This window comes from bacterium, from assembly GCA_023150945.1.
Taxonomy (GTDB): Bacteria; Zhuqueibacterota; Zhuqueibacteria; order Zhuqueibacterales; family Zhuqueibacteraceae; genus Coneutiohabitans.
Genome location: JAKLJX010000002.1, coordinates 91,555 through 116,010 on the forward strand (window position 1 = coordinate 91,555; position 24,456 = coordinate 116,010).

21 protein-coding genes are annotated in these 24,456 nt (G+C 56.3%); 5 read left to right on the plus strand and 16 right to left on the minus strand.

Going from position 1 to position 24,456, the window contains the following annotated elements; translation table 11 throughout:
- Positions 1-31: 31 nt before the first annotated feature.
- Entirely contained in the window at positions 32-793 is a 762-nt protein-coding gene (locus tag L6R21_03715; protein ID MCK6558283.1) for a CoA-transferase subunit beta, read from the minus strand.
- Positions 794-1,105: 312 nt separating this feature from the next.
- On the opposite strand from L6R21_03715, the gene L6R21_03720 reads away from it, so the two are divergent.
- Positions 1,106-2,419, plus strand: coding sequence for an APC family permease (locus tag L6R21_03720; protein ID MCK6558284.1), 1,314 nt, complete (start codon positions 1,106-1,108; stop codon positions 2,417-2,419).
- On the opposite strand, the gene L6R21_03725 is transcribed toward L6R21_03720, so the two are convergent.
- The 8 genes from L6R21_03725 to moaC form a co-directional block, all read right to left on the minus strand.
- Positions 2,389-2,844, minus strand: a complete 456-nt coding sequence (locus L6R21_03725; protein MCK6558285.1) for a hypothetical protein — start codon at positions 2,842-2,844, stop codon at positions 2,389-2,391. The genes L6R21_03720 and L6R21_03725 overlap by 31 nt on opposite strands.
- Positions 2,841-6,569, minus strand: coding sequence for a S8 family serine peptidase (locus tag L6R21_03730; protein MCK6558286.1), 3,729 nt, complete (start codon positions 6,567-6,569; stop codon positions 2,841-2,843). The genes L6R21_03725 and L6R21_03730 overlap by 4 nt, the downstream gene beginning before the upstream one ends.
- Positions 6,570-6,694: 125 nt before the next feature.
- On the minus strand, positions 6,695-7,393 hold the full coding sequence (locus L6R21_03735; GenBank protein ID MCK6558287.1) for a hypothetical protein: 699 nt from the start codon (positions 7,391-7,393) through the stop codon (positions 6,695-6,697).
- Positions 7,394-8,060: 667 nt separating this feature from the next.
- On the minus strand, positions 8,061-9,230 hold the full coding sequence (locus L6R21_03740) for an ABC transporter permease (GenBank protein MCK6558288.1): 1,170 nt from the start codon (positions 9,228-9,230) through the stop codon (positions 8,061-8,063).
- Positions 9,231-9,270: 40 nt separating this feature from the next.
- Positions 9,271-10,437 carry an ABC transporter permease gene (locus tag L6R21_03745; GenBank protein MCK6558289.1) on the minus strand — a complete coding sequence of 389 codons (1,167 nt, stop codon included), beginning with the start codon at positions 10,435-10,437 and terminating at the stop codon, positions 9,271-9,273.
- Positions 10,434-11,108: an ABC transporter ATP-binding protein gene (locus L6R21_03750; protein MCK6558290.1), complete on the minus strand. Its 675-nt coding sequence runs from the start codon at positions 11,106-11,108 to the stop codon at positions 10,434-10,436. The genes L6R21_03745 and L6R21_03750 overlap by 4 nt, the downstream gene beginning before the upstream one ends.
- 285 nt (positions 11,109-11,393) lie before the next feature.
- Positions 11,394-12,635, minus strand: a complete 1,242-nt coding sequence (locus L6R21_03755) for an efflux RND transporter periplasmic adaptor subunit (GenBank protein ID MCK6558291.1) — start codon at positions 12,633-12,635, stop codon at positions 11,394-11,396.
- Positions 12,636-12,786: 151 nt separating this feature from the next.
- Positions 12,787-13,305 carry a cyclic pyranopterin monophosphate synthase MoaC gene (moaC, locus tag L6R21_03760; GenBank protein MCK6558292.1) on the minus strand — a complete coding sequence of 173 codons (519 nt, stop codon included), beginning with the start codon at positions 13,303-13,305 and terminating at the stop codon, positions 12,787-12,789.
- A gap of 287 nt (positions 13,306-13,592) precedes the next feature.
- On the opposite strand from moaC, the gene L6R21_03765 reads away from it, so the two are divergent.
- Complete coding sequence (locus tag L6R21_03765; GenBank protein ID MCK6558293.1) at positions 13,593-14,039, plus strand: Hsp20/alpha crystallin family protein; 447 nt, start codon at positions 13,593-13,595, stop codon at positions 14,037-14,039.
- Between the two features lie 76 nt (positions 14,040-14,115).
- Positions 14,116-14,382 (plus strand): hypothetical protein, encoded by a 267-nt coding sequence (locus tag L6R21_03770; protein ID MCK6558294.1) that lies wholly within the window; start codon positions 14,116-14,118, stop codon positions 14,380-14,382.
- A gap of 169 nt (positions 14,383-14,551) precedes the next feature.
- Here L6R21_03770 and L6R21_03775 read toward each other — a convergent pair whose 3' ends face one another.
- The 5 genes from L6R21_03775 to L6R21_03795 all read right to left on the minus strand — a co-directional run bounded on the left by L6R21_03775 (position 14,552) and on the right by L6R21_03795 (position 20,049).
- Positions 14,552-14,842 carry a hypothetical protein gene (locus L6R21_03775; protein MCK6558295.1) on the minus strand — a complete coding sequence of 97 codons (291 nt, stop codon included), beginning with the start codon at positions 14,840-14,842 and terminating at the stop codon, positions 14,552-14,554.
- Between the two features lie 476 nt (positions 14,843-15,318).
- Positions 15,319-16,776, minus strand: a complete 1,458-nt coding sequence (locus L6R21_03780; GenBank protein MCK6558296.1) for an MATE family efflux transporter — start codon at positions 16,774-16,776, stop codon at positions 15,319-15,321.
- A 128-nt stretch (positions 16,777-16,904) separates the two neighbouring features.
- Positions 16,905-18,728, minus strand: a complete 1,824-nt coding sequence (ftcD, locus tag L6R21_03785; protein ID MCK6558297.1) for a glutamate formimidoyltransferase — start codon at positions 18,726-18,728, stop codon at positions 16,905-16,907.
- Positions 18,729-19,086: 358 nt separating this feature from the next.
- Entirely contained in the window at positions 19,087-19,569 is a 483-nt protein-coding gene (locus L6R21_03790) for an Lrp/AsnC family transcriptional regulator (protein ID MCK6558298.1), read from the minus strand.
- Positions 19,570-19,656: 87 nt separating this feature from the next.
- Positions 19,657-20,049: a response regulator gene (locus L6R21_03795; GenBank protein MCK6558299.1), complete on the minus strand. Its 393-nt coding sequence runs from the start codon at positions 20,047-20,049 to the stop codon at positions 19,657-19,659.
- Between the two features lie 329 nt (positions 20,050-20,378).
- On the opposite strand from L6R21_03795, the gene L6R21_03800 reads away from it, so the two are divergent.
- Positions 20,379-21,248, plus strand: a complete 870-nt coding sequence (locus L6R21_03800; protein MCK6558300.1) for a cell wall-active antibiotics response protein — start codon at positions 20,379-20,381, stop codon at positions 21,246-21,248.
- A 33-nt stretch (positions 21,249-21,281) separates the two neighbouring features.
- A complete protein-coding gene (locus L6R21_03805) occupies positions 21,282-22,085 on the plus strand; it encodes a DUF4097 domain-containing protein (protein ID MCK6558301.1) in 804 nt (267 codons plus the stop codon).
- 1,057 nt (positions 22,086-23,142) lie between these two features.
- Here the strand turns inward: L6R21_03805 and L6R21_03810 are convergent.
- Together L6R21_03810 and L6R21_03815 are read right to left on the minus strand one after the other, a co-directional pair.
- Complete coding sequence (locus L6R21_03810) at positions 23,143-23,370, minus strand: DUF433 domain-containing protein (GenBank protein ID MCK6558302.1); 228 nt, start codon at positions 23,368-23,370, stop codon at positions 23,143-23,145.
- 135 nt (positions 23,371-23,505) lie between these two features.
- Positions 23,506-24,456, minus strand: coding sequence for an HD domain-containing protein (locus L6R21_03815; GenBank protein MCK6558303.1), 951 nt, complete (start codon positions 24,454-24,456; stop codon positions 23,506-23,508).

Below are 24,456 nucleotides of genomic sequence, written 5' to 3' on the forward strand. Positions count from 1 at the left end.
TGCCGCGTCTCAATTCGGCAAGCGCCGCCGGTCAAATATAGATGCGATTGGGATCCAGCTCTTCGCGGATCAGGCGCAACTCCTCCGGAGTGGGAGGGGCAGTGGTGTGGAGATCAGCAGCAATCTTGAGCGGCCAGCCGACATTCTCTTTGACCTGCGCGAGCGCCACGCCCGGATGCAGATCGGTGAGCATCATCTCATGCGTGTCCGCATCGAACCGGAAGACGCCCAAATCGGTGACCACGACCTTGGGCCCCTCGGTGGTGAGGCCGAGCGCGGCGCGTTCGCCGCCGCCGTTGAGAAAGCCCGGGCTGGTGAGAAAATCGACCCGGCTGGGGAAATTGCGTTTCTTTAGAGGGGTGATGATCAGAATCTTTTGCGCCAGCGTGGCAATCTCACTCGCGCCGCCGCTGCCGGGCAGCCGGACCTTGGGCACCGCGTATTCGCCAATCACGGTGGAATTGATGTTGCCGAAGCGGTCGATCTGCGCCCCCCCGAGAAAACCAACGGTGATACGGCCGCCCTGCAGATAGTACAAGAACACCTCCGGCAGAGAACACACCGACAAACATCCCGCCACCAACGCAGGATCGCCGATGGAAACCGGCAGGCGCTCCGGCACCGCGCCCACCGCGCCGGATTCATAAATCAAGGTAAGATGCGGAGCGTGAGTGAGGCGTGCGAGATTGCAGGCCATGTTGGGCAGCCCGATGCCGACGAACACCACGTCTTCATTTTGCAGCTCGCGACTGGCGCGCGCCACCATCATTTCACTGGCAGTGTATTCCGTCATAAATTGTGTCACCGGCTGGCAGGGAATCAACAAGAATTGGGTTCTGCGTGCCGCGCAACAAACGACAACCGAACTCGCGGCACGGCTGAAATCGGGCGAGATAGTGTCAATTTTCGCTTGAAAATGCAAGGAGAAATTCGTGGTGCACCATCGCCGGCCTGCGCGTGCGCCTGCCGATCGTCGCGCGCCGCCCCAGCTTGACAATGCCGGCGTTTTGCGATATATTCGCGCCGCCAGAGACAGACCCAAGGCACACGAAAAACTGCGGCAAGCTTCAACCTGCCGGAGAATCACTAAAGACTCGGAGCCGCGATGGCCGCCGCCGCCATCAAGAAAGCCACTTTTCTGCAACTCGCCTTCATGATCTATGGCGCGGTATGCGCCGGCGCCTTTGGCGTCGAAAACATGGTCTCGGCCGCGGGTCCGGGCATGGCGCTCATCACGCTCACGCTCATGCCTTTTCTGTTCAGCCTGCCGGTCTCATTTGCCGTGAGTGAATTGACCACCATGCTGCCGCTCGAAGGTGGGCAGTATCGCTGGTCGCGCCTGGCCTTCGGTGATTTCTGGGGATTTCAAGCCGGCTGGTGGGCGTGGATGACGGGCGTCGTCACCAACGGCCTCTTCGCCGTGCTCTTTGCGGACTATCTGCGGAATTGGTTTCCCGCGATGACCGGCCTGCAGCATTGGCTGGTTTGTCTGGCCCTGATTTGGTGCATGCACCTGCTCAATCTGCGCGGCATTCAAGTGGTGGGCAACACCGCGATTTTGCTGAGCGCGCTGCTGTTGGTACCGTTCGTCGTGTTGCTGGTGCAGGGACTGGCGCAGTGGCAGCACAATCCTTTTGCTCCACTGGTCGCGCCCGGCAAAAGTCTGGCTGGCGGATTCGGCAGCTCAGTCGTGCTGGCGATCTGGCTATACTCGGGCTATGACAAGCTCTCGGCCGCGGCCGAGGAAGTTGAACACCCGCAACGAACTTTTCCTCCGGCCCTGCTGCTCGCGGCAACCATGGCGATGTTGAGCTACGTGTTGCCGACCATGGCGGCGCTGGCAGCGCTGGGCAATTGGCAGGAATGGGCGGACGCCTATTTCTCCAAAGCAGCCGCCAGCATCGGCGGCAACTGGCTGGGCCACAGCATGACCGCCAGCGCGCTGTGCAGCAACGCGCTGTTGTTGAATGTGACCATGCTGGCGACCTCGCGCTATCCGCTGACGCTCGCGCAAGACGGCTTTCTCCCCGGCTTCTTGACCAAAGTGCATAGCCGTTTCGGCACGCCGACGCAGGCTTTGTTGTGGGGCAGCCTCACGTACAGCCTGCTCGCGCTGTTCGATTTCACGCAATTGCTCATCATCTATTCGTGGTTTCAAATGGCGAGCTACATTTTGCTGTATGCCAACGTTTGGAAGATGCGGCACACGCATGCCGGGGCGAAGCGGCCCTTCAAGATTCCATTTGGCAAACCGGGCCTGCTGCTGATGATGCTGCCGACCTGTGTGATGGCGCTGCTGGCGATCAACAGCACGGTTTACGAGGAAGGACTATTCCAGCCGCGCCAGTTGCTGATCGGCGCGCTGGCGTTGCTTTCGGGACCGGTGGTTTATGGTGTCGTGAAATGGTTGAGGAAATGAAAGATCAAATTGCCTGAGCCGGTGGTGAGAGAACTGGCGTCTGAATATCTCCCGAACAATATGTAGGCCCGAGAGTCAGCGTTTTGATCCTGTCGATTTGCGGCCGCCATGCGGCCGGCGGGAGGATGAGGGCGCATCGCGAACCGCGCTGACCGCCTCCGGAACGTTATAGATAAGCTGCCCGCCATCATCACCAGAACGATCATCATTTCCGTTACGATGATTACAGGCTGATTGACGAGTTGCTTTTCACCAAGGCCATGATGAGAAACAAGGGGGTTGAAAGGCGCCGCCGAACCAAGCGACGAATCTCGTTCACAGTTGCCCTCTCTCTCGTCGAAATTCTTCGGCGCCGAGAGGATTCCATCAGGGCGGCGATCCAACTGGAATTTGATAAGGATGGACTTTGCTTGCTGTCGGCTCATCTCAGCAGCAGCAGTTTTCTGGTTGCTGTATAATTTTCAGCTTCCATTCGGCAAATATAAACGCCGCTGGCCAAGAGCCTGTGATTTGGGCCGGCAGCATTCCACGTTATTTTGTGCCTTCCTGCCGGGACTAGCTCATCGAGCAACGTTTCCACTACGCGCCCCAGCACGTCATATATTTTAAGCATGACTCTCCCGGTGCGCGGTAAATCGAATGTAATCACCGTGCTCGGATTGAAGGGATTCGGATGACTCGGATAAAGCCGGTATGCGAGCGGCAAAGAATTTTCATCGCTCGGCTGTTCTTCAACACTGACGACTGTCCCGAATTTTCCCACTGCGAAGGCCGGTTCTAAAATTAATTCCGTGACGTTGCCGCTTTGATCTTGAATGCTGATTTTGAGGTCGAGGGCCGCTGAATCGAAATGCGTAAATGCTGACAGTTCCGCTGTGTAAAGCCAGCCAGTAGCACGGCGAATAAGCACGTAAGAAAGAGTCGTATCCTCCAAAACTGGTACGGATTCGATTTGTAGCCATGAGTCTGAGCCATGTTCTTTTAATAAAAGCCTGGTCGAGTCGACGATGATGGGCCGGTAAGAGGCATGAAAAGAATTACCAAGCTTTGTCACAAAAACATCCGCTGCGGAAAACACTAATTTTGCCGCATCACCGTTTTCAACTCTTCCAACGGCAAGATTTTGTGAATCAAGCAGCCTCAAAGAAGTAAAAAAAGCCGGATCCGGATCTTCTCTCCTGAGATCGAAATCCGTTTTGAATGTGGCCCTGCCGCGAACGCCTTCCACAAAATAATTCGTATGGGATATCTCCAAACGATAATGGCCCGGAGTGACATCAATGGGAGGCACTTTCAGCAGTGAACTATCATCCAACTCGCCCGAGGCAATCAAACGATGTTGATCATCATATATGTCATACCGTGAACGCGCGATGTCTGCCGGTCTCAACTCGTTCAGTGATCCGAAAGCCTCCACATCTGCTGTGATGTTTGCGTTTCCGATTTGGTTGTTGAAATGGTAGACCAGGCCAAAAACCGGCGCGCCGCCGAATGACATTTCACCGCCATCGGGAGAAAGATAGTCCGCCGGCCGCAAACGCGGGAAGAACCGCCCCATACTATCCGCCGCAACACCGTATGAGCCGGCAGCAATCCAATCTTCCCTTATCGTCTCGGGACTGAGAGGGAGGTCTCTGGCAATTCCCGAAGTGGTGAAACGAAAATTTTCGATGGCATCCGGTGTTTGGTAGAGCTTGCCGTTCCATTCCGGCGCCTGGAGGCGGGTTGGCTTGATCGCGCCGGCATCCTGATAATAAAACCAGGCATGGCCACGAATGTGCGCTGAGAAACCGCTGGGAAAACGAATGTCCCGATAGCTGCCATTGGGAGGATATTTCATTTTCAAATGCTGCATCACAAAGTCAACCGGCGAATTGGCCAGACTTCTATCCTGATACAGCCCGCGGATGGGTTGATGTTGAACGACCCGGATGCTTGGCTCATCTGCGATGCTTTCTTGATGTTGTGCCGAAACGATGACGTACCGCTCAGAGACATTTGAAACCAGTAATTGATCCGGATAACCAAGCAACCCCCAATAAAGATTGCGCGATGAATCCGGGAAAAGGAACAGATAGTTATTTGTGACATTCGACAATGATGACAGCCGGCGACCCTGCTCATCCTTTCCGTCCAGGCTAATACGGTGCGTGGCTTCCTCTGCCCGAATCGACAAATTCATAAACCCGTCGATAGCCAGTTTTTCTTTCATGACCATCTTTTCATCGGCGCCCGAAAACAAAGAGATCAAATCATAATCGCCTTTTGCGACAACCAGCTCATACGTGTAGAAATCGATCATATCTACGTTATCGAAGTTGGTGATGACATTTTTATTGCTCGTAAAGAAAAATCGCGGAAGCGGTTCATCAAACGACAAAATGACTTTGGCAGCTTTGACAAATGCCCAGGGCAGGGAAAGCCGGTCTCTTGTCCCATTGAGATGAGCATAACCGCTGTATGCCAATGAGCCTTCTTCAGGAGTGGCCACCAATTGATTCATGACTTTTAAGGTAATGACCAGGCTTTGACTGTCGCCGGGAGCAAGGGCAAAATCGGAGGGTATACTCTCCAGCGCGATGCCTGTTTCAATGCCCTCAAAAGTAATGTCAATGTTCTGCAATATGCCGGAATGGTTGATCACAATGAGAGTATCACTTTTCACCCATTCCTGCAAAGATGCATTATCGAGGCCAAAACTCAGATGCGCCGGAGTGGCGAAGACGCCGGTCTCTGCGGCTTTGAAAGCATCGAGGCGGCCAGCCCCTTGCACCATCACTTCCTCACCAAGATCGACCGCTGAAGTCATCAAAGCCGATTTGATTTGGGTTGGAGTCCACTCCGGGTGAATCGCCTTCAGCAAAGCAGCGACCCCAGCAACGTGAGGTGCGGCTGCGGAAGTCCCACTGGCCTCGACCAAACCGCCATTCAATGACAATGAATGGATGTTGACGCCAGGGGCGACGATTTCAGGCTTGATTGAGTGAGTTTTTGCATTAGGGCCTTTTGAGCTGAAACTGGCCATCCGATCACTCTTATCACAGGCACCGACGGTGATGGCAAGACGCGCTGTTCCTGGGCTCCTGATACTGCGGAAGCCGCCCTCATTACCGGCAGCAATGCAAACCGTGACCCCAAGTCGTACGGCGTTATCGACAGCCAAAGAAACGGCATCGTCCGGACTGGCAGGCTGGAAGGGGCCCGAACCTAGACTCATGTTGACGATACCGACTCTGTCACTGAAATCGTCGTCATCATTCGGGTCCAGCGCTCTTTCGATGCCGGCAATTACGTCGGACATCAAGCCGATTCCGTTTTGGTCGAGTACTTTAAAGGCCATGAGTCGAGCTTTGGGTGCGACACCTTTTATACTATCACCGTCAGCCGCAACAATGCCGGCGACATATGTGCCATGACCGTGATCATCCAGGGGATTTGCATCGCGGTTGATGACATCGTCGCCTCCAATGACTTTGAATTCCGGTCCCAAGCCTCCTCCCAAGGCCGGATGCCGATAATCGATGCCTGTATCGATAATACCGACGATCACAGCCTCGCCTTGCGTGCCGTATCGTGACCACACCGAATCGGCGCGGATGAGCGGCACACTTTCATCAAGAAAGGTTTCGACCTTTTTATCAGGATGAATCTGTTTGACATAATCCAGATTCTGGATTTGCTGCAGCATCATGCGGGGAACTTTCAAGCTGGCGCCAAAAAAAAGCTTGTAAAACTTGCGATCGATCTCCGGTTTAGCAAACCCGAGTTGATGCTGGGGCTGACTTGTTTTCTGAATGTCTGTTGAAAATTGCTCAAACCGCGCACGAAAAAACGAAACCGGGGTCACGGCGCTTGGAAGGCGTGAGTTTTTCTGCATGAAAAGCGGGCACTCTTTGAACTCCACAATGACGTTTAAGACTTCTGTCAAATCCACAGTACGGATTTGAGATTGGCCGTCGCGGGCGATGAAAAGATTAACGCGATGCCCCTGCGGTTGTTGAATAAATTGAATCTGTGGTTGCCGTTGGTCGGAAAGAGGAAAAGCAGTTTGTGGCAAACCTAACTGGTTTTGAACCTGTGCATGGAGAGTGGCAGTCCACAACAAACAACAGCAGCAAAAGCCTCTGATTATGGAAATTGGCATCATCATAAATCATGGCTCCATGATTGAAAGAATACAGTCCCATGCCACCACCCAATCGTTTTCCCGGCCGGACGGTGGCATGGACTGGGGCGTTGCAAGCAGACAATGTTTCGTGATCGCGACTGATAAGTTCATTCACAGGCGATATTTCGTGATCTCACTTGAGAGATAAGTGCAGAAAGAATGATCCGGCTTTGGTATAAAAACTGGTTGTTACTCACTCTCAGCCTTATTTCATTTATATCAGCATCGTCGTCAAAGGACACAGTGACTTCGTTACTAAACTGAGAGCATAGTGTGCCGGTTTGGCCGGGGCTTATGTTTCCACCGGTTCCCAATGCAGGAAATTCTCCCAATATAGGATCAAATGCGCTAGTCCCATATGAACCTCCATATTGTGTTACATCATTATAAGTCACTGTAACACAACATCTCATTGCCCAATTTGCCCTGCAAGAATGAACTGCAAGATCATTGCGGAAAAACATCACGCTGGAGCCTGCAAACAGCAATAACTCATAGCCATCTGGAAGGAACTGAATGTAGTAACTTCGCTCACCACCAGGACCCAGAGTCTGTATATCCTCACTCCAGGCACTGCCCCAGAGATGCTCGGGCAGCGCAATAGTCTTCTCATCCTTTGACTCAAAGACTGTACCATCGCTGTACTCGATTTTCCCTTTGAAAGTCAGATACCAGCCTACTGAAGCCGTTTTTTTCAGCGCGTCAGCTTGTTTCAGCGTGCCAACAACGGCTTCGTTCGGGTTCTTGCTGCAGCCAAAGGCCAGCAACAAAAACGCCGTGCTGAGTAGAGTGATAAAATTTTTCATACTGCCTCCTATGGGCTAAATGTTTGAGCATCATGCCGCCAATTGTGCAAGATGACGATGGCACATAAAGTGATGGGAGGCAGCCCCGAAGAAGTTCTTGCTTCTCAAAACTCCAATGGGTATCATTGGGTGCTGTTAGTCTTGAGAAGCTTTGGTGGTTCTCCCTGGAGGCTGCCAAAGCTTTTCTTATTTGGAATAGATTGAAATTCGGTGGGAATCCAGCCTCAGACGAAAGTACAGCGCCCTTTGAAATGATGCTTCATAGCTTTTCCCCGAAAGAGCATTCGTCTGAACAAACGTTCAGAATCGATCACACTTAGAGAAGGACGAGAGACGAGAGACGAGAGACGAGAGACGAGAGACGAGAGACGAGAGACGAGAGACGAGAGACGCCTTCCCGCTTTTCCACCTCAACCTTCCCATTTTTCAAAGGCGGCTTGAAATTTCACGCATAATATAACAGCGCAACAACAACTGTCAAGCTAATCTTACCGCAGAACAAGGCAACACCAAACAAGTATTCGCACCGCGGAATCCAGTGAAGCACCGCGTGTATGCTTTAAATAAGCCGCAAGCCAGTGCTTCACAAGATTTCAATTGAACGACAGGATACGGGCAGGAATAAACGATTGGTTTGGAACAGTGCATCACCTCGCCGTTAAAGATCTTACTCCGTCCGCAACGCCTCCACGATCTTCAAGCGCGAGGCGCGCACCGCCGGCAGGAAGCCGCCCACCAATCCCATAAGCAGCGAAAAGATCAACGCCTGCATCACGATGAAGGGTGAGAGCTTGAAGCTGAACGCCAGCTCGGAAAAGGTGTTCCAGTTGGTGGTGGAAATCGAGATGAACTGCAGCAGCGAAGAGAGCAGCAGTCCCACGATGCCGCCGAGCACGGCCAGCAACACCGACTCGATCAGAAACGCGGACAACACGCTGCGCCGCCGGAATCCCACCGCGCGCAGAGTTCCGATTTCCTGCGTGCGGTTCGAGACGGCCGCGTACATGGTGATCATGGCGCCGATCATGGCACCGAAGCTGAAAATGAAGGTCACCACCGTGCCGAGCACGTTGATGAAAATGGCCATGAACTTGGATTGTTCGTCGTAATACTGTTTTTCGCGTTTGACATCCACCACCATGCGCGGATCGCTTTCCAGGCGTTGCCGCAGTGCTTCGAATTGCTGCGGATCGCGCAACCGCACGGTGACCGAGGAAAACATCTGCCGCCGCCAAGCCGGCATGATCACTTCGGCATCGCCCCAGATTTCGGAATCAAAGCCGGTGCGGCCGCCGTCAAATACGCCGACCACCTGCCAATCCGTCCCGCCCATGCGCAACGTGCTGCCGATCTCACAATTCTGAAACCGCTGTTGCAGGGATTTGCCCACAATCAGCTCCTGCAGGCCGGGTGCGAACATGCGACCTTCCACCAGTTTCACTTGCTGAGCACGCAAGCTCAATCCTTCCGGCGAGGTGCCGCGCACCACGACGTTGGTCGGCTCGTTATTCGAACGCTTGGGCAGCGAGATCAACACCACCACGTCGCTGGTCGATTGCGGTTTGCCGTTGCTGTCGAGGGCGACCTCGGGCTGGGTCTTGATGATATTCGCCTGATCACGCGCAATGGCACTTTGCACCTCGGCCTGCGAGGCGCGGCGAATGACGATCGCGTTGTCATCCACGCCCGTGGCGACCAGCGTCTGCCGCAGGCCTTCGGACAACATCAAGGCGGCGACAAAGACGAATACGACCAGCGCCACGCCGGACAACGTCAGAATCGTGGTCAGGCGTCGCGTCCACAAACTGCGAAAGCTGTAACTGAGGGGAATTTTCATAGAGTTCTTGCGCCCAGAAATGACCAGTTCAAACGGCAGTTTAGGCCACGCGATGCAAGCCGTCGGCGATGCGCATGCGCACCGCGCGCCACGCCGGAAAAATTGCGGCAAACACGCCCACCAAAAGCGCAGAAACAAAGGCCAGCATGATGGTGATGTTCTTCAACTCGAACACCGGAAAGAAATTGCCGAGATTCGAAGTGAGAAAAGTGGCAAAGCCGTTACACACGTAAATCATGAGCACCAAGCCGAGGGCAAAGCCGCCCAGCGCGATGGCCAGCGATTCGCCGCCGATCAACCCAATCAAGTGAAAGGGGCGGAAGCCGAGTGTCTTGAGCACGGCGTATTCCGCCATGCGCTCGCGCGCGGTCATGGCCATGGTGTTGGCCAGCACCAGCAGCACGATGAACACCACCACCGCGGAAATCGCTTCCATCGCGGCGAGAATGGCGCCAGACATCGAAACGAAGCTTTGTTGAAAGGCGCGCTCGGTTTCGGTCTTGGTTTCAGCAAAGCTGTTCTGGAACATGGCATCGACGGCTTCGGACACCACCGCGGGATTCGCCTGATTGTCGATCAACAGCATATACCAGCCGACATTATCGGCCATGCCCGGGTTGGTTGCGCGCATGCGCTCGTTGAGATAGTCCCAATGAAACAGAAACGCGGTTTCATCGGTGCTCGGTTGCGCGCCGGAGTAAATGCCGCGAATCACGAAATCCCACTCGCCGAAGAAGATGGTGCCGGTGAGGGTGACGGTTTGATCGAGTTTCCAGCCAAAGCGCTCCGCCAGTTTGCGGCCGACGAGGCAGGCGTTGCGTTCGCGCAAATAGACCTCCTTCTGTTCCGGCGGCACAACGAATTCCGGATACATGTCGAGATAGGCCTCGTCCACCGCAAAGTTGGCGAAGAAGTTGTTGGGGTCGCCGTAATAGGCGCCGAACCAGTTGGCACAGCCAACGGATTGTACTCCGGGCACTTTCAGCAATTGCTCGCGATAGGCCAACGGCAGCGGCTGAATGAGTGAAACTGCGCTGCGCGTGACCAAACGGTTTTTGGCGGACGCTTCGACGCCGGCATACCAGGCGTTGATCACCGTGCGAATCAACCCAAACGCCAGCAGGGCCACGGCGATGCCGAGCATGGTCAGAATCGTGCGCAGCTTGTGGCGCAGGGCATTCTTGAAGATCAGTTTGAAGACTTTCATACCAGCTCACCCTTGTCGAGATGGCGCACGGTATGCGCTTTGTCGGCGGCGCGCTGGTCGTGCGTGACCATGATGATGGTTTTGTTGAATTCGCGATTGAGGCGCTCGAGCAGGGAAAGCACCTCGACGGCGGAATTCTTGTCGAGGTCGCCGGTCGGCTCGTCGGCGACGATGAGCGTGGGATCGGCCACGATGGCGCGCGCGATGGCCACGCGCTGCTGCTGGCCGCCGGAAAGCTGTTTAGGGGAATGGCGCATGCGGTCGCTCAAGCCCACCACATTGAGTGCGATTTGCACGCGCTCGCGGCGCTCATTCTTGGAGAGATGGGTCAACAACAGCGGCAGCTCGACGTTTTCGAACGCGGTCAGCACCGGCAGCAGGTTGTAGAATTGAAACACGAAGCCGATGTGGCGGGAGCGCCAGTTGGCGAGCTGGGATTCGCTCAGCTTGGTGACCTCGTCATTGGCGACCATGATGGTGCCGCTGTCCGGCCGGTCGATGCCGGCAATCAAATTCAGCAAAGTGGATTTGCCCGAGCCGGAAGGCCCCATCAGCGCGAGGAATTCGCCTTCCGGCACTGCCAGGTCGATGTTCTCGAGCACCGGAATCTTCAGGCTGTCGCGCTGATACGATTTGGAAACGTTTTTGACTTCGACGATGTTGTTTGGCATAGGCCCTTTCCTGTCATATTTCGGTCATTACACCAAGTTGTTCCTTGCCGCCTCCCGGCAGTGCACGTATGCTGCTTTCTTCTCCAATGAGAGATCGGCTCGAATTCCCAGCAGGCTCGGTGACGCTTGTTGGATCCGCGTGGCCAGGCTTCATCGCGTCACCCAGGGTCTCGCTGCCTGTCATTCTCGCTAGAATCATCCTCAGAAGTGTGAATCACCGTGAACTGGAATCAGGCAAACGCGATAATTTGAGCATGCAAAACGCGGGGCAGCAGGAGTGACAATCTACTTCACCACCACCTTCACCTTCATCCCATCCTGCAGATTCTCCGGCGGGTTGCGCACGATCTGCTGGCCTTCCGACAGGCCGCTGCGCACTTCGAGCTGGCTGCCGATTGTGCCGGCGATCTCCACGGGCGTCGCGACCGCGCTGCCTTCGCGGATGACAAAAACGACTTTCTGCCCCTCGCGGGTCACCAGCGCGGAGGCCGGAATGACGATCTTCCTGTCGTTGCTGATCACTGCCGCAGCCGCCGGTTGCGCGAGAAACGCGACCTTCGCGCTCATCTCGGGCAGCACGCGTTGATCACGCTCGACGAATTTGATCTTGGTCAACACCGTGGCTTTGGCGCGATCGGCGGTCGGCACAATTTTGCTGACAACGCCGGGATAGCGCGTATCCTGATAAGCATCGAGCACGATCTCGCACGCTTGTCCGGGTTGAATGCGCTGAATGTTGGATTCCGACACATCTGCTTCCACTTCGAGCGAGGACATGTCGGCAATCGAAACCACGGCGGCGCGGGCGGTGGTGGAGGCGCCGAACGGCGCAACGATTTCTCCGACATCGGCATTCTTGGTCAGTACCGTACCGTCAAAGGGCGCGCGAATGTTGGTATACTCCAGCGCGACTTCCGCGGCGCGCACGCGGGTGCGGGCGACCTGCACCGCTGCTTCGCTTGCCAGCACGGCGGCCTCCGCGCGCTTGAACCGTGCCTCAGCCGCATCGAACGCCGAACGCGCGATGAGTTGATCCGCCAGCAGCTTCTGGTGCCGGACAAAATTCGATTCGGCGTCGGCCCGTTCAGCCTTGGCCTGTTCCACAAGGGCCAGCGCTTGATTGAGACTGGCTTTCGCTTCAGCCAGTGCCGCATCCAAATCGCTGTGCTCGAGCTGCGCGATGATCTGTCCCTCTTTGACTTGATCCCCCTCTTCCACCCCGAGATAAACCAACCGGCCGGTGCCCTTCGAAGCCACCGCGGCTTGGCGCTGCGCCACCACGTAGCCGCTCGCCGTCAAGACCGCGTTTTGCTGCGCCGGCGAAACCGCAATGACGTTGTGGGTTTCCACCTCCACCGCAGAGCTGAATCCCGCGCGGAACAAAAGGAACAACACGGCCAGCACCGCCAGGCCCAATAGGCCAAACAGAATCACGCCGCCGCGCCGGGCGCTGGTGTTGTTCGAAGTTTCGGAACGGCTGCGATCGAGGCGCAGCCGGGATAGATCCGTGGATTTGGATTCTGACATGGATATTCTCTGCCTTGATTGAATGCGAAAGCGGATGAACCTCAGCAACCCAGCCCTCACCCGCCAAGCACGTTCGTGTGACAAAATTGACGCAAATATAATGCGCGCACTGCCCTTGAACAAGCACTTTGTCAGCCGCGCGCTCCGGCAGTCAAGACGTGCCGGCTTCGCCTTCCGGCGCAAACTCTTCTCCCGGACGGCGATACTCTCCTGTGCGGCCGCCGCTTTTTTTCACTAATCGGATTTGTCCAATCACCATCTCACGGTCCACCGCCTTGCACATATCGTACAGCGTCAGACCTGCAACGGCCACGGCGGTCAGCGCCTCCATCTCCACGCCGGTTCTGCCGGTGCAGCGGGCTGTCGCTTCGAGTGCAAGCCGGTCGGGCTGCACGTTGATCTGCACGTCCACATAATCGAGGCCAAGAGGGTGGCAGAGCGGAATCAATTCGCCGGTTTTCTTGGCAGCCAAAATGCCCGCCAGGCGCGCGGCTTCGAGGCCGTCACCTTTGGGCAGGGCTTTACGCGCCAGCAAAGCGATGGTTTCCGGCTGCATCAAGATCTCGCCGCGCGCAATGGCCTCGCGGCGGGTCACTTCTTTCTCACTGACATCCACCATCGTCGCTTGGCCGCTGGCGTTGAAGTGGCTCAGTTTTTTGGGATTTGACATTCTTGCTTCAACCCTCCTGATTCGTCTGAAAAAATTTCAGTCTTGCCGCCCTGCTGCTGTCATCATGACTGCCGGGAGAAAGCAAACTCGGCACGCGTTGGCCAAAAATTCAGAGCTTCCCGCCATGCTCGGTGTGAGCCGCAACGAGAAAACAATCGCTTATTTGGCAGTAGCCGCCTGGCATGCCGGTTGCTAGTTTCTCGGGTGAGACGCGCAAGCAGCGCTAAGAAATCAAAGTAAATCAGCGTTCACTTACAACTCAATTCTTTCCGAGGAGGTGTTCAACCATGTCAATCGTACGTTGGAGTCCCATTCGTGACATGCTGAACATGCAGGCGGATATGAACCGGATGTTCGGCACTCTGTTCGATCGCGATTCGTTCGAGACCTCATTGCGGAGCAGCGCCTGGGGTCCTGCGGTGGACATCAGTGAGACGGCGGACAGTTATGAGGTCTCCGCTGAGCTGCCCGGCCTCACCAAGGATGATGTCAAGATCAGTTATGAGGGCGGCGTGGTTTCGATCCGCGGTGAAAAGAAGCAGGAGAAAGAGGACAAGGGCAAGAACTATCACCGCCTCGAGCGAAGCTATGGTGCCTTCGAGCGCTCGTTTCGCCTGCCCACGCATATTGAGGTCAACAAGATCGAGGCCAAATTCAAGGATGGTGTGCTGACGCTGCACCTGCCCAAGGCGGAGGAGGCGCGGCCGAGAGAGATTCCGATCAAGATCAATTGAGTCCGTCTCACCGTTGCAAACTGATCAACCGCCCTCCGCTGTCCGGAGGGCGGTTGACTTGTTTGGGAGAGCTCCCATGCCCATTTATGTTTATCGCTGTCGCGATTGTGAACATACGCTTGAAGTGCTGCAAAAATTTTCCGATCCCGCGCTGACCGTTTGCCCGACGTGCGGCGGCGCGTTGCAGAAGCAATTCTCCCCGCAAGTCGGCTTGAGCTTCAAAGGCAGCGGGTTTTACATCACTGACTATGCGCGGAACAACAACGGCAGCAAGCCCGCAACCACCGAGGCGGCAAAGAAATCTGAAAGCGCGACGACAGAAGCGAAAAAAGCGGAGGCTTGAAGCGGAAGCTTGCCAGCCGTAACGCCGGGAATTCGCCCCCTGCGCTGAAATCATCTTTCTGCAGATCTGCCGCCGCAGGAGGGAGTCGTTGCAAGCCGCGTCTTGTAGAGTGCCGGCCGTGCGTGGCAAATCCCCTCGGCTGCCGTCACCTTCGTTGCCCGCCACGCGCTCAATCCGGCATCCAAATCTTCTTTGCCTGAATCAGCTCCGTATCACTCGGTAAATAGAGCGGCGTTGCCGATTTGGTATGGAAGGCCAACCCCTTGTAGCTCACCAGGTACAAATACTTCTTCGCAAAGACACCACCTTCGGCCATCACCACCAAGGGCGCCTTCATTTTGGCGAGAATGGTGTGGAAGGCCTCTGTCTCGACGTGCACCAGCGTGCCGGAGGCTTTGATGGCATTCGCAATCGCGGCCGCAGCGGCAAGGGCCGCATGCGTTGCTGCTGTACTGGTCATCTCATTCTCCACATTGGGTTGATTACAGCAGTTTTCAATTGAATGAACGTGTTTGCAGTTCCCGCCCCTGGTGGGCGGCTGGTGAAGCCAGTGGATTCGCGGTTGCAACAGTGCCCCACAAGGGAGCAGGACTACGAACCTGCGAACGCGATGGAAAAATGCTGCAGGATTGCGTGTATTGCATAAGCCGGACCAGCGAGAATCAGAATCTGACTGCAGAGTCGCCGAGTACGCTGAGAAGGGCCTTTTGATGCTGCACCTCTGCGCTCTCCGCGTTTCCGCGCGACAACTGCTTGCCATTTCTGAAAAAGCTCAACTCCCAATACGGCAAAGCTGCAACCAAGAAGGTTAGAAGGAGAAGACAGAGCAAACAGCGTGAGTCGTCTTTGGAAGATTCTCTTTGGCCTCATCAGCTCCGTCTTCTCTGTTTTCTCAATGTTGCAGGCACATCTTGTCACGACTGAACTTGCAATGGACTAGATTTGGCGCATTTTCCATGTGCCGCGGCGGAACACCAGCACCGCCACCACCGCCAGGGTGGACTCGGCAATGGCAATGGCGGCAAAAACACCCTGCGCGCCATAGCCGAGCGGTATCGCCAAACCATAGGCAAGCGGAATCTGAAACAGCCAGTAACAAGCGAGATTGATCACCGTGGGCGTGAACGTGTCGCCGGCGCCGTTGAAGGCCTGCACCATCACCATGCCGAACGCATAGAAAACGTAGCCATAGCTGACGTAGCGCAGACAATCGACGGCGAGCGGCACGACTTCCGGATCTCTGCTGAAAAGTTGCACCAGCGGCTCGGCAAAGAGCACAAATATCACAGTGACACCACCCAGGAAAATCACGTTGCACCAGGCGGTGAGCCACACCGACCGTTCGGCGCGCTCGGGCTGGTTGGCGCCCAGGTTTTGCCCGACCAGTGTCGCCGCGGCGTTGCTCATGCCCCACGAAGGCAGAATCGCAAACACGATGATACGCAGGGCAATGGTGTAGCCGGCCAAAGCGGCACTGCCGAAGATCGCCACAATGCGCACCAGCCCCAGCCAGCTTGCGGTGGCCACCAGAAACTGGAAGATGCCGCCGAGCGAAACCCGCACCAGCCGTGCCATGACTTCCCAATCAAGGCGGAGCTGCGCGCGCTGCAACCGGATGCGGCTGCCGCCGCGCAACAGCACGTAGAGCTGATAGAGCACGCCCGTGCCCCGGCCGATGTTCGTCGCCACCGCCGCACCCGTCACTCCCATCTCCGGAAACGGCCCCCAGCCGAAGATGAAACACGGATCGAGCACGATGTTGATCACATTGGCGATCCACAGGGCACGCATGGCAATGGCGGCATCGCCGGCACCGCGAAAGATGGCGTTGATCAGGAAGATCAACATGATCGTCACGTTGCCGCCGAGCATGACCGCCATGTAGCCCGCGCCGCTGGCCAGAATACCCGGCGAAGCGCCCATCAGGCGGAGCAAATCCGCGGCAAAGTAGACGCCTGCGAGCGCGGCCGGCACCGACACCATCACGCCGAGCGCCAGCGCCTGCACCGCCGCAACCGCTGCGCCCCGCGCATCTTTCTCGCCGATGCGGCGCGCTACCATGGCCGTGGTGGACATGCTCAGGCCAATGGCCACCGCAAACACCACGGTGATGACGGATTCGGTGAGGCCGACGGTGGCAACGGCTTCCGCTCCCAACCGTGCGACGAAGAAAACGTCGACGACGGCGAAGATGGATTCCATCACCATCTCCAGCACCATCGGCACGGAAAGCAGCAAAATAGCGCGGCCGAGATGGCCTGCGGTGAAATCCTGCTCCGAGCCTCGAATCGCTACGCGCAAATCGGCGAGCACGCGCGCCAACCGCTGGCGCGAATCTTGATGAACCGAGCGCGCGGCGCCTGAGGAAACTGGAGTTTGAAGTTCTGTAGACATGGCAACGGCTTGAGTGTTTTGCGCCCGTAACTTCCTGGAGAAGTTTTTTAGCCGTTGCCAGATCGTGCCTTGCTATTCTCCTTTCCCGGCCCGGCCTAGATTTCAATCATGCTTCCGCTGCGAAAGTCTCAACCCAGAATGCGTTCGACTTCGGCTTGCACTTGTTCGCACAGGGTCTTGCCTTCTTGCAGCAGGGAGTCGAGGGTTTTACTCATCGCGGTGATGAAGTCAGAAGTCTTGGTGTTCGGCAGATTGATGCGCACGTTATAGATTGCGCCCTGCAAGCCCGCGTACGCCATCAGCGCGCCCACCCCGGCGTCGCTCATCACCGCTTTGTTGCCCAGGCGCGCGGCGCGCAAACAAAGCTGCAAGGCCTCGCGGCACGACTCGGCGGTGCGTAACGGCACGCGCGCTGCAGATTTGTATCCCTCGCGCAGGGCGGTCGCGCGGGCTTCCTGCTGCGCCGGCGTATCTTTCGGCAGGCGCATGGCCTCGAGCACAACATTGAAGGCGGCGGTATCCTCGTCAACCGCGCGCAGCAAATCATCTTTCACGCGCTGCGCCTGCTCCGCAAGCTCACAAATCTCCTCGTACTTCGCATCAAACTCGCCCTTGCCGTTGGACACGTTGGCCACCATGGCAGCGAGCGCGGCGCCCAGGCTGCCGGCCAAGGCTGCAATCGAGCCGCCGCCCGGCGCCGGTGTGTCGCGCGAAACTTCGTCGGCGAAATCCGCGACCTTGCGCTGCACCAGCGGACCTTCGCGCGCTGGAATGCCGATGATCTTCTTATCAATGTCAAACTCCGCCACATCGCGCAAGCCCAGCGACTGCACCGCGGTTTCCAAGACATCGCGCACGGGAATGCCGGTGGATTTGTGCATGCGCCGCAAATAGAACCTGCCGGACTCAAACATGGCCGCAAAAGGCACCACGCCCACGATCTCCGAGCCGGTGATGACGATGCCGCGTTGCGCGGCGAGCGTGCGCGCCGCTTCCAACACCGCATGCGCCGGCGTCATCTTGAAATCGGTGAGATTGATGGAAATCTGCGCGCGCTGGTAGGCCTCCACCACCCAACCGACCGCCTTCACATGGGTAAACTTGCCGTCGGCGTAAACCGGCATGCCCGCGAGATTGGTGACGTCCATGCCAAGTGACTGGTAGCGCGCGGCGAGGTCGCCGCCGTAGTTTTGTTGGTAATGTTCGGCCAGTTCGGCAAACGACGTTGCCACGAAGTCACAATTGCCGCAGGGGAATCTGTCCGCCGCAAAATAAACCTGCTCGCCTTTGTAGTAGAACGGTGAGATGTTGCCGGTGCGTTTGTAGCGGCCGCGTTCCCGCAGCTCATAAGCAATGTCGGTGGCGTAGCGCCGGTCGCTGGTATTCAAGTTGAGATTGTAGGCGATCAAAAACTCACGCGCGCCAACGGCCGTGGCACCGCTCTTGCGGTTGAATTGCGCCGGCCCGAAATCCGGCTGCCAGTTGGGGTCAGCCAGCTTCTGCGGCAAACCCTCGTATTCCCCGGCGCGAACGCTGGCCAGGTTCTTTCGCTCCGGCCGGCTCGCGGCACCTTCATAGAGATAAACCGGAATGCCCAATTCCTCGCCGATGCGCCGGCCGACAGCCCGTGCCATCTCCACGCATTCTGCCATGGTGAGGTTGGCCACCGGCACGAAGGGCAGGACATCAGTCGCGCCCATGCGCGCGTGTTCGCCGTGATGCTGTGCCATGTCGATCAACTCGGCCGCGGTCTTCACGGCACGAAACGCGGCCTCTTGCACCGCCGCCAGATCGCCAACAAATGTGACCACTGTGCGATTCGTGCTCTCTCCCGGATCGACATCAAGCAGTTGCACACCGCGCACCGCCTCGATTTGATCGGTGATCTTCTTGATGAGACTGCGGTCGCGGCCTTCGGAAAAATTCGGCACGCACTCAACAATTTTCTGCATAAAAACCTCGCACAGGAATGATCTGTGCCGGCCGAAAAGCAGTGGAGCAGCCGGGCAACTCATCCCGGCAAACAGCGCCGATGATTTCTCCAGCCGGCGGGTTTATTCAAACAAAAAAACACCGCCAGCATAACACAAAACCGCAAGAAAGGCAATGCCAAAAAGCAGCGAGTTGCAAGGCGGGAACAACTCCGGAAGCAAAAGGCTACGCCAGACTTCAGAGAAGGTGAAATCCGGAGCCATGCGGGCAGCAAAAAACTCTGGCAGAATGATTCGACGGCAGAATTATTTCAGAATCATTCTGCCGAAAAATTATTGAACTTTCAGAATGCCATTCTGAGCTTGAAAAGCCGAACGCTTACCGGTGGGCGGATTCAAGGTGGGCAAGGGTGACGGCGGTTTCTTCCTTGGGGCTGGAGAGCACAACGCTGGTGCGGGTGTTTTTCACACCCGGCCAGGACTGAATGCGCGAAAGCAACCGCTCGAGGGTCACGGTTGATTGCGTCTTGATTTTCAGGACATGTGAACCCTCGCCGGTGATGGCGTGGCACTCGAGGATTTCCTCCTCCTGTTGCGCGTGCTTGATGATCTGGGGATAGTAGATGGAGGATTCCACCGTCAAAAAAATGAAGGCGGTGAGGCCCAGGCCCACTTTCGGGCCATCGACCACGGCGTGGTAGCTGCGAATGATGCGCTTCTCTTCCAGCTTGCGCAGCCGTTCACTCACGGCAGGAATCGAGAGCTTCACCTTCTCCGCGAGTTCGTTGCGCTTGGTGCGGCCGTGCGCCTGCAGAATCTTGAGAATGGTCAGGTCGATTTCGTCGAGTTTTTCGACTGACATGAGAAAGCCCTCTTGGTAGCGGACGGTAGCTTGCGCCCCACCGACCCTGCGCCAGCCCATTCCTTCTCTCACAACCGGCGCGCCGGTTCAACTCACGAAGCGTTGTGGCTGCAGCAATGCCTGGACTTGCCGAGCGAGCTCGTCACAGTCCACGGATTTCGGAATGATGGCATCGGCTGCCCATGAACGGAAACTGGAGCGGAACGCGGGATCCGCCGTATTCACAACAATGGGAACCCGCTGGCGTTGCGCTGCCAGCGAACCGATGAACTCGAAGCCGCCCATGTCGGACAGCCGCACGTCTGCGACCACCAAGTCAACGCGTTGATGCGAAAAAATCGCCAGCGCCTCTCTTCCCGAGCTGGTCCAGACCACGCGATATCCTTGCGACTCCAGCGTGGCCTTGCAGGCTTGGCAATGCTGCAGGTCACCGTCGACCAACAGAACCGTCACAGCTTCATTTGGCATCAAGACAGCCATGTTCGGTGCTCCGCACAGGTTTCCAAATCGTGAAAGCGATATCTATACAAATCTTGAATAGTTGAACTTGATCCGAAGGCATTCCTAAAAAATGTCGGTAGAAAACTAATCGCCGGCAAGCTCATTGTCAAGCCAAATCTTTGTCTCGGAAGGTCTTCAGCCGTTTTTTTGGGGGGCCAGTCCTGCAACCCATCAAGGCGACAAATGGCCACCATCATTTTTTGCAGGCTGTGCCTCACACAAGAATTAGTCGGGAACTTTGCCAAATTTTGTCCGTAATTTTGTGCGACTTACAAAGGCGCGTGGCTGCTTCAAACGTGGAGGTTGGAATGCAAAACCTGAAATTGATGATTCTGTTGCTCGCAATGTGCTGCGGCTTGGGGGCGGCGCAAGCGCAAGACAAGGACAGGCCAAGCCGTGGAATCGAGGATCTCGACAACAGCTTCCGCATCGACACCGGCTCGACCTTCCGCCTCCGTGTCGAAGTGGACGTCGGCCAGGTGCGGGTTTCCCGTGGCAAGAGCAAAGACAATCTGCGCGTGCGGCTGGTCTATGATCGCGAGGAGTATCAGCATACGCTGCGCTACAATGAAAAGCGCAACACGCTCGACATCATGTTGGACAAGGAACGCTGGATCGGCCAGCATGACAGCCACAATGCCGGCGAGCTCGAGGTGGAGCTGCCCACCGGCGGCGAGTTGGAGCTGGATTTCCGCATCAAAGCCGGTGAAATCGAAATGCAACTCGGCGGCTTGCGCATTCGCGATCTTTCCCTGGAAACCATCGCCGGCGAAGTCAATCTCGATTTCGACGAGCCGAATCAAATCACCATGACCAACCTCCTGCTCAACACCAAAATCGGTGAATCCAATTTCCGGCGGCTGGGCAACGCCCGCTTCCGCAATGCCGGCATCGATGGCGGCATCGGAGAACTGACGATCGATTTCAGCGGCGACGTGCTCAAAGATGCGGTGGCGGAGGTCGATCTCGACATCGGTGAAACCGCGATCATTTTGCCGCGCCAGTCCGGCACCCGGCTGGCGGTTTCCAAGTTCATGTTCCTGTCGCATTTCAACATGCCCGACTACTTGCGCAAGGAGGGCCGCTACTACTATTCCGAGAACTACGATGACGCCGAGCAGACTTTTCAATTGCGCATCAGCGCCGGCGTGGGAGAGTGCCGCATCGAACGAGAGTAAGCCATCGCGGTCATGCCTAACCGGGAGCGTAATATGAAAACCTACTTCTCCAAAATTCTTGTTGCCGCGCTTTGGCTGTTTGCCGCCACCAGCCAGGCGGGTGAAGTGCGCGAGCGCTTTGAAAAGACCTGCCCGCTCACGCCCGGCGGCAGCTTCACGTTGGAAAACACCAATGGTTCCATTCAGATTGTCGCGTGGGATCGCAATGAAGTGAAGATCGTGGCGCAGAAGGTGGCGCATGCCCGCCGGGAAGAAGACGCGCAAAAGCTGCTGGAAGCCACTGAAATCATCGTGCGCCAGGAGGGTAACGCCGTCGAAGTCAACACGCGTACCCCGCGTTCGAAAGACTCGGGCGACAGCTTTTGGAGCTGGATATTGGGCGGCGGTAACGGCGGCGTAACCGTGACCTACCAAGTCTCACTTCCGCGCCAAATCAGCATCCAAATTCAGTCGGTCAATGGCCAGATTGAAGCGCGTGAAATCTCCGGCCGGATCAAACTCGAAACCACCAATGGCGGCATCGAAGTCGACGACGCTCAGGGCAGCATCTCCGCCGAAACCACCAATGGCCGCATCCGCATCGCCTTGGCAAAAGTGGAGGGCGGCGCCACCATGGACTTCGAAACCACCAATGGCAGCATCACCGCTGAATTCCCAAGCGATTTCAACGCCAGCATTTCAGCCCGCACGACCAACGGCAAGGTCGATTGTGAGTTTCCGCTGACGACGCGCGGCGGCTTCCGACGCAATGAGCTGCAGGGACAAATCGGCGAAGAAGGCGGCCGCGTGAACTTTCGCACCACCAACGGCTCGATCGCGATCTTGAAGAGATCCTGAGCCTGGCACACTCAGCGGCCCGCAGGTTGGCATCAAATACAAACGGCGGAGACGATTACTCGCCTCCGCCGTTCCAGGAAAGGAGGGGTGGATGGAAACTTGAAGTTCTGTTCGAGAGTGCTTCGTACCAGACTCATCATCGCCTGGTGTTCCATCTTTTTACAAGATACATGCCACCCCGCCGTCTCTCCTCTGTGAACTTTCGCTAATGGGCTAAGCCATTAAATTGCGCATCATCTCATCCCCTCCCCACCGACTTTGACCAATTCTGTTGTCATCAAACTGCCGCAAGCCCCACAAAGACCCGCGCTCCTCTGTGCCAACCTGAAACACGCAATTACGAAATCGGTTTGCCCGGTTTGATTCGCCGAATCTGGGCAGGCCGGCAAGAGGGCAACGAGGCAACCATTCACGCCGCCTGCCGGAGAACGTGCAGTTCAGCGGCAGCGGGGTACAAGGCTCGTTGTCTGAAAGGTAGACGGTTTGAAATTACCACCTCAAGAAATTTGTGCCTCAGCTCCGCTGTGGGCTGAAACTGCGAGTCGGACGCTTATGGTTCATCTCGTCTTCCATTCCATGCTTTCCGCGAATTAGCACCATCTCTTATGCTGAATGAATAGAGTCTGTAACTTTTGTCTATTTTCACTGCACTAAAACGGCGCGCATGACACGGGCATCAATCCCACGTCATAGTTTCCTCAAGTCACTTTCATCCGCTACTTAGCGCTTCAATAAACTGCATTATTTCAAATTGAAATTTCTACGTAATCACCGAGACCTATAGCATCAACAGCAACTCGAACTTCGTCAACTCGTAGTCGAATACGTGGCCATGAAGTCGAAAGAAGCACAATAATTGCGATTTGCCTGTCAGCAAGATTCTGTTGATGTCGTATGTTCTGATCTGTTGTGATTAGAAGTTGATAGCCATCTCGCTCAGCCGCATCGAGCAAGGCTCCATTTGATGGGTTCGACCACCCTCGCTCATGGACATCAACCGTATGGCCAGCGAGATAGTGACGAAGAGGTACGGGCGTACCTTGATCAAATAGAATCATCATAAACGTGCCGAATCCGCCAGTATCATCATTTCGTAATCCAGAACGGATTCTACCTGTGATCTTTTGACGCCAGGAAACCATTCCAGAAACTGCTCAACCGATGCTCCATCTTTGAGATTCTCAAAGAGCGCGGACACGGGAACTCGAGTTCCACGAAAGACCCAAGCTCCACTAACCTTGTCCGGCTGGCGCTCAACTGCTTCACAGCTTTCCCAGTTTTTCACGGTAATCACCTTTTTGCTACAATATGGCAATCTCAGGTTACGTCTTACAAGAGTAGCAAACTATTTTGATAATGCAAACAGCATTTTCATGACTATGTCTCCAAATGTTTTGGCTACGAGCCTCAAGCGGCTAACTCACGGTTGCCGCTGCTCGCCGAGGTAGAGATAGCGGTCGAGCAGGTTCACGTACTCACTCCACTTGTTGCCGGCAGGCCGGTCCTTTTGCGCGATTCGCTCGAGAGCATTCAGTTTGGAATCGATCTCGTCGGCAAAATAAAGCAGAAACCCCTCGGGAATCATGGGCACCACGGGCGAGGCCTGCTCCAGCGTGCCTTGATGGCTGAGAATGAGATGCTGCAGTTTCATCGCCAACTCGCCGGGAAACTCGGGAAACTGCGCCAGCTTCTCCGCCACCAGTTGCGCGCCGATCACAATATGGCCCAGCAGCCGGCCGGCATCGGTGAACTCGAAAACCGGCCCCGGGGTGTAAGAATGCACCTTGCCGAGATCATGCAGCAAAGCAGCCGTCACGAGCAGATCGCGATCGACCTGCGGGTAAAGCTTTGCCAGGCGATCACAGATGACGGTCACGTTGAGGGTGTGTTCCAGCAGGCCGCCCAGGTAGCCGTGGTGCCACTTCTTGCCGGCAGGCACAGTGCAGAAGAGTCTGACGAATTGCTCGTCGGCGAACATTCGGCGGAGGAGCGCGAGCAGGGAAGGCTGGGCGACGCTTTCAATCAGCTTCTGAAAGCGCTCCCACATCACGCCGCGGTCTTCCTTGGCGGCCGGCACCAGCTTGGTCAGATCCACCTCGTCGTCCTCGCGCGCCGGTCGCATCCTGTCAATGCGGACTTGCCGCTGGCCCTGATATTCCTCCACCACGCCGGCAATCTTGACAATCTGCCCGGCTTCCGCGGTCACGGATTCGAGATTGTCCCACATCACGGCCGCGACGTGGCCGGTGGCGTCGCTCAATTCGAGCGCGAGATAAGGATCCCCGTTTTTCTTGGCGCGCGTTTCCTTCTTCATCAACACCACGAAGGTCGTGACGTGTTCTCCCAGCAGAAACTCATTGAGTCGTTTCAT

What these genes read in the sequence shown, in the direction of transcription:
- L6R21_03770 (MCK6558294.1), top strand. Translation starts at nt 14,116, where the DNA reads ATGCCCATTTATGTTTATCGCTGTCGCGATTGTGAACATACGCTTGAA.
- L6R21_03780 (MCK6558296.1), bottom strand. Translation starts at nt 16,776, where the DNA reads ATGTCTACAGAACTTCAAACTCCAGTTTCCTCAGGCGCCGCGCGCTCG.
- L6R21_03745 (MCK6558289.1), bottom strand. Translation starts at nt 10,437, where the DNA reads ATGAAAGTCTTCAAACTGATCTTCAAGAATGCCCTGCGCCACAAGCTG.
- L6R21_03715 (MCK6558283.1), bottom strand. Translation starts at nt 793, where the DNA reads ATGACGGAATACACTGCCAGTGAAATGATGGTGGCGCGCGCCAGTCGC.
- L6R21_03795 (MCK6558299.1), bottom strand. Translation starts at nt 20,049, where the DNA reads ATGGCTGTCTTGATGCCAAATGAAGCTGTGACGGTTCTGTTGGTCGAC.
- L6R21_03720 (MCK6558284.1), top strand. Translation starts at nt 1,106, where the DNA reads ATGGCCGCCGCCGCCATCAAGAAAGCCACTTTTCTGCAACTCGCCTTC.
- L6R21_03800 (MCK6558300.1), top strand. Translation starts at nt 20,379, where the DNA reads ATGCAAAACCTGAAATTGATGATTCTGTTGCTCGCAATGTGCTGCGGC.
- L6R21_03725 (MCK6558285.1), bottom strand. Translation starts at nt 2,844, where the DNA reads ATGAGCCGACAGCAAGCAAAGTCCATCCTTATCAAATTCCAGTTGGAT.
- L6R21_03755 (MCK6558291.1), bottom strand. Translation starts at nt 12,635, where the DNA reads ATGTCAGAATCCAAATCCACGGATCTATCCCGGCTGCGCCTCGATCGC.
- L6R21_03750 (MCK6558290.1), bottom strand. Translation starts at nt 11,108, where the DNA reads ATGCCAAACAACATCGTCGAAGTCAAAAACGTTTCCAAATCGTATCAG.
- ftcD (MCK6558297.1), bottom strand. Translation starts at nt 18,728, where the DNA reads ATGCAGAAAATTGTTGAGTGCGTGCCGAATTTTTCCGAAGGCCGCGAC.
- L6R21_03735 (MCK6558287.1), bottom strand. Translation starts at nt 7,393, where the DNA reads ATGAAAAATTTTATCACTCTACTCAGCACGGCGTTTTTGTTGCTGGCC.
- L6R21_03775 (MCK6558295.1), bottom strand. Translation starts at nt 14,842, where the DNA reads ATGACCAGTACAGCAGCAACGCATGCGGCCCTTGCCGCTGCGGCCGCG.
- L6R21_03765 (MCK6558293.1), top strand. Translation starts at nt 13,593, where the DNA reads ATGTCAATCGTACGTTGGAGTCCCATTCGTGACATGCTGAACATGCAG.
- L6R21_03740 (MCK6558288.1), bottom strand. Translation starts at nt 9,230, where the DNA reads ATGAAAATTCCCCTCAGTTACAGCTTTCGCAGTTTGTGGACGCGACGC.
- moaC (MCK6558292.1), bottom strand. Translation starts at nt 13,305, where the DNA reads ATGTCAAATCCCAAAAAACTGAGCCACTTCAACGCCAGCGGCCAAGCG.
- L6R21_03805 (MCK6558301.1), top strand. Translation starts at nt 21,282, where the DNA reads ATGAAAACCTACTTCTCCAAAATTCTTGTTGCCGCGCTTTGGCTGTTT.
- L6R21_03790 (MCK6558298.1), bottom strand. Translation starts at nt 19,569, where the DNA reads ATGTCAGTCGAAAAACTCGACGAAATCGACCTGACCATTCTCAAGATT.
- L6R21_03815 (MCK6558303.1), bottom strand. Translation starts at nt 24,456, where the DNA reads ATGAAACGACTCAATGAGTTTCTGCTGGGAGAACACGTCACGACCTTC.
- L6R21_03730 (MCK6558286.1), bottom strand. Translation starts at nt 6,569, where the DNA reads ATGATGATGCCAATTTCCATAATCAGAGGCTTTTGCTGCTGTTGTTTG.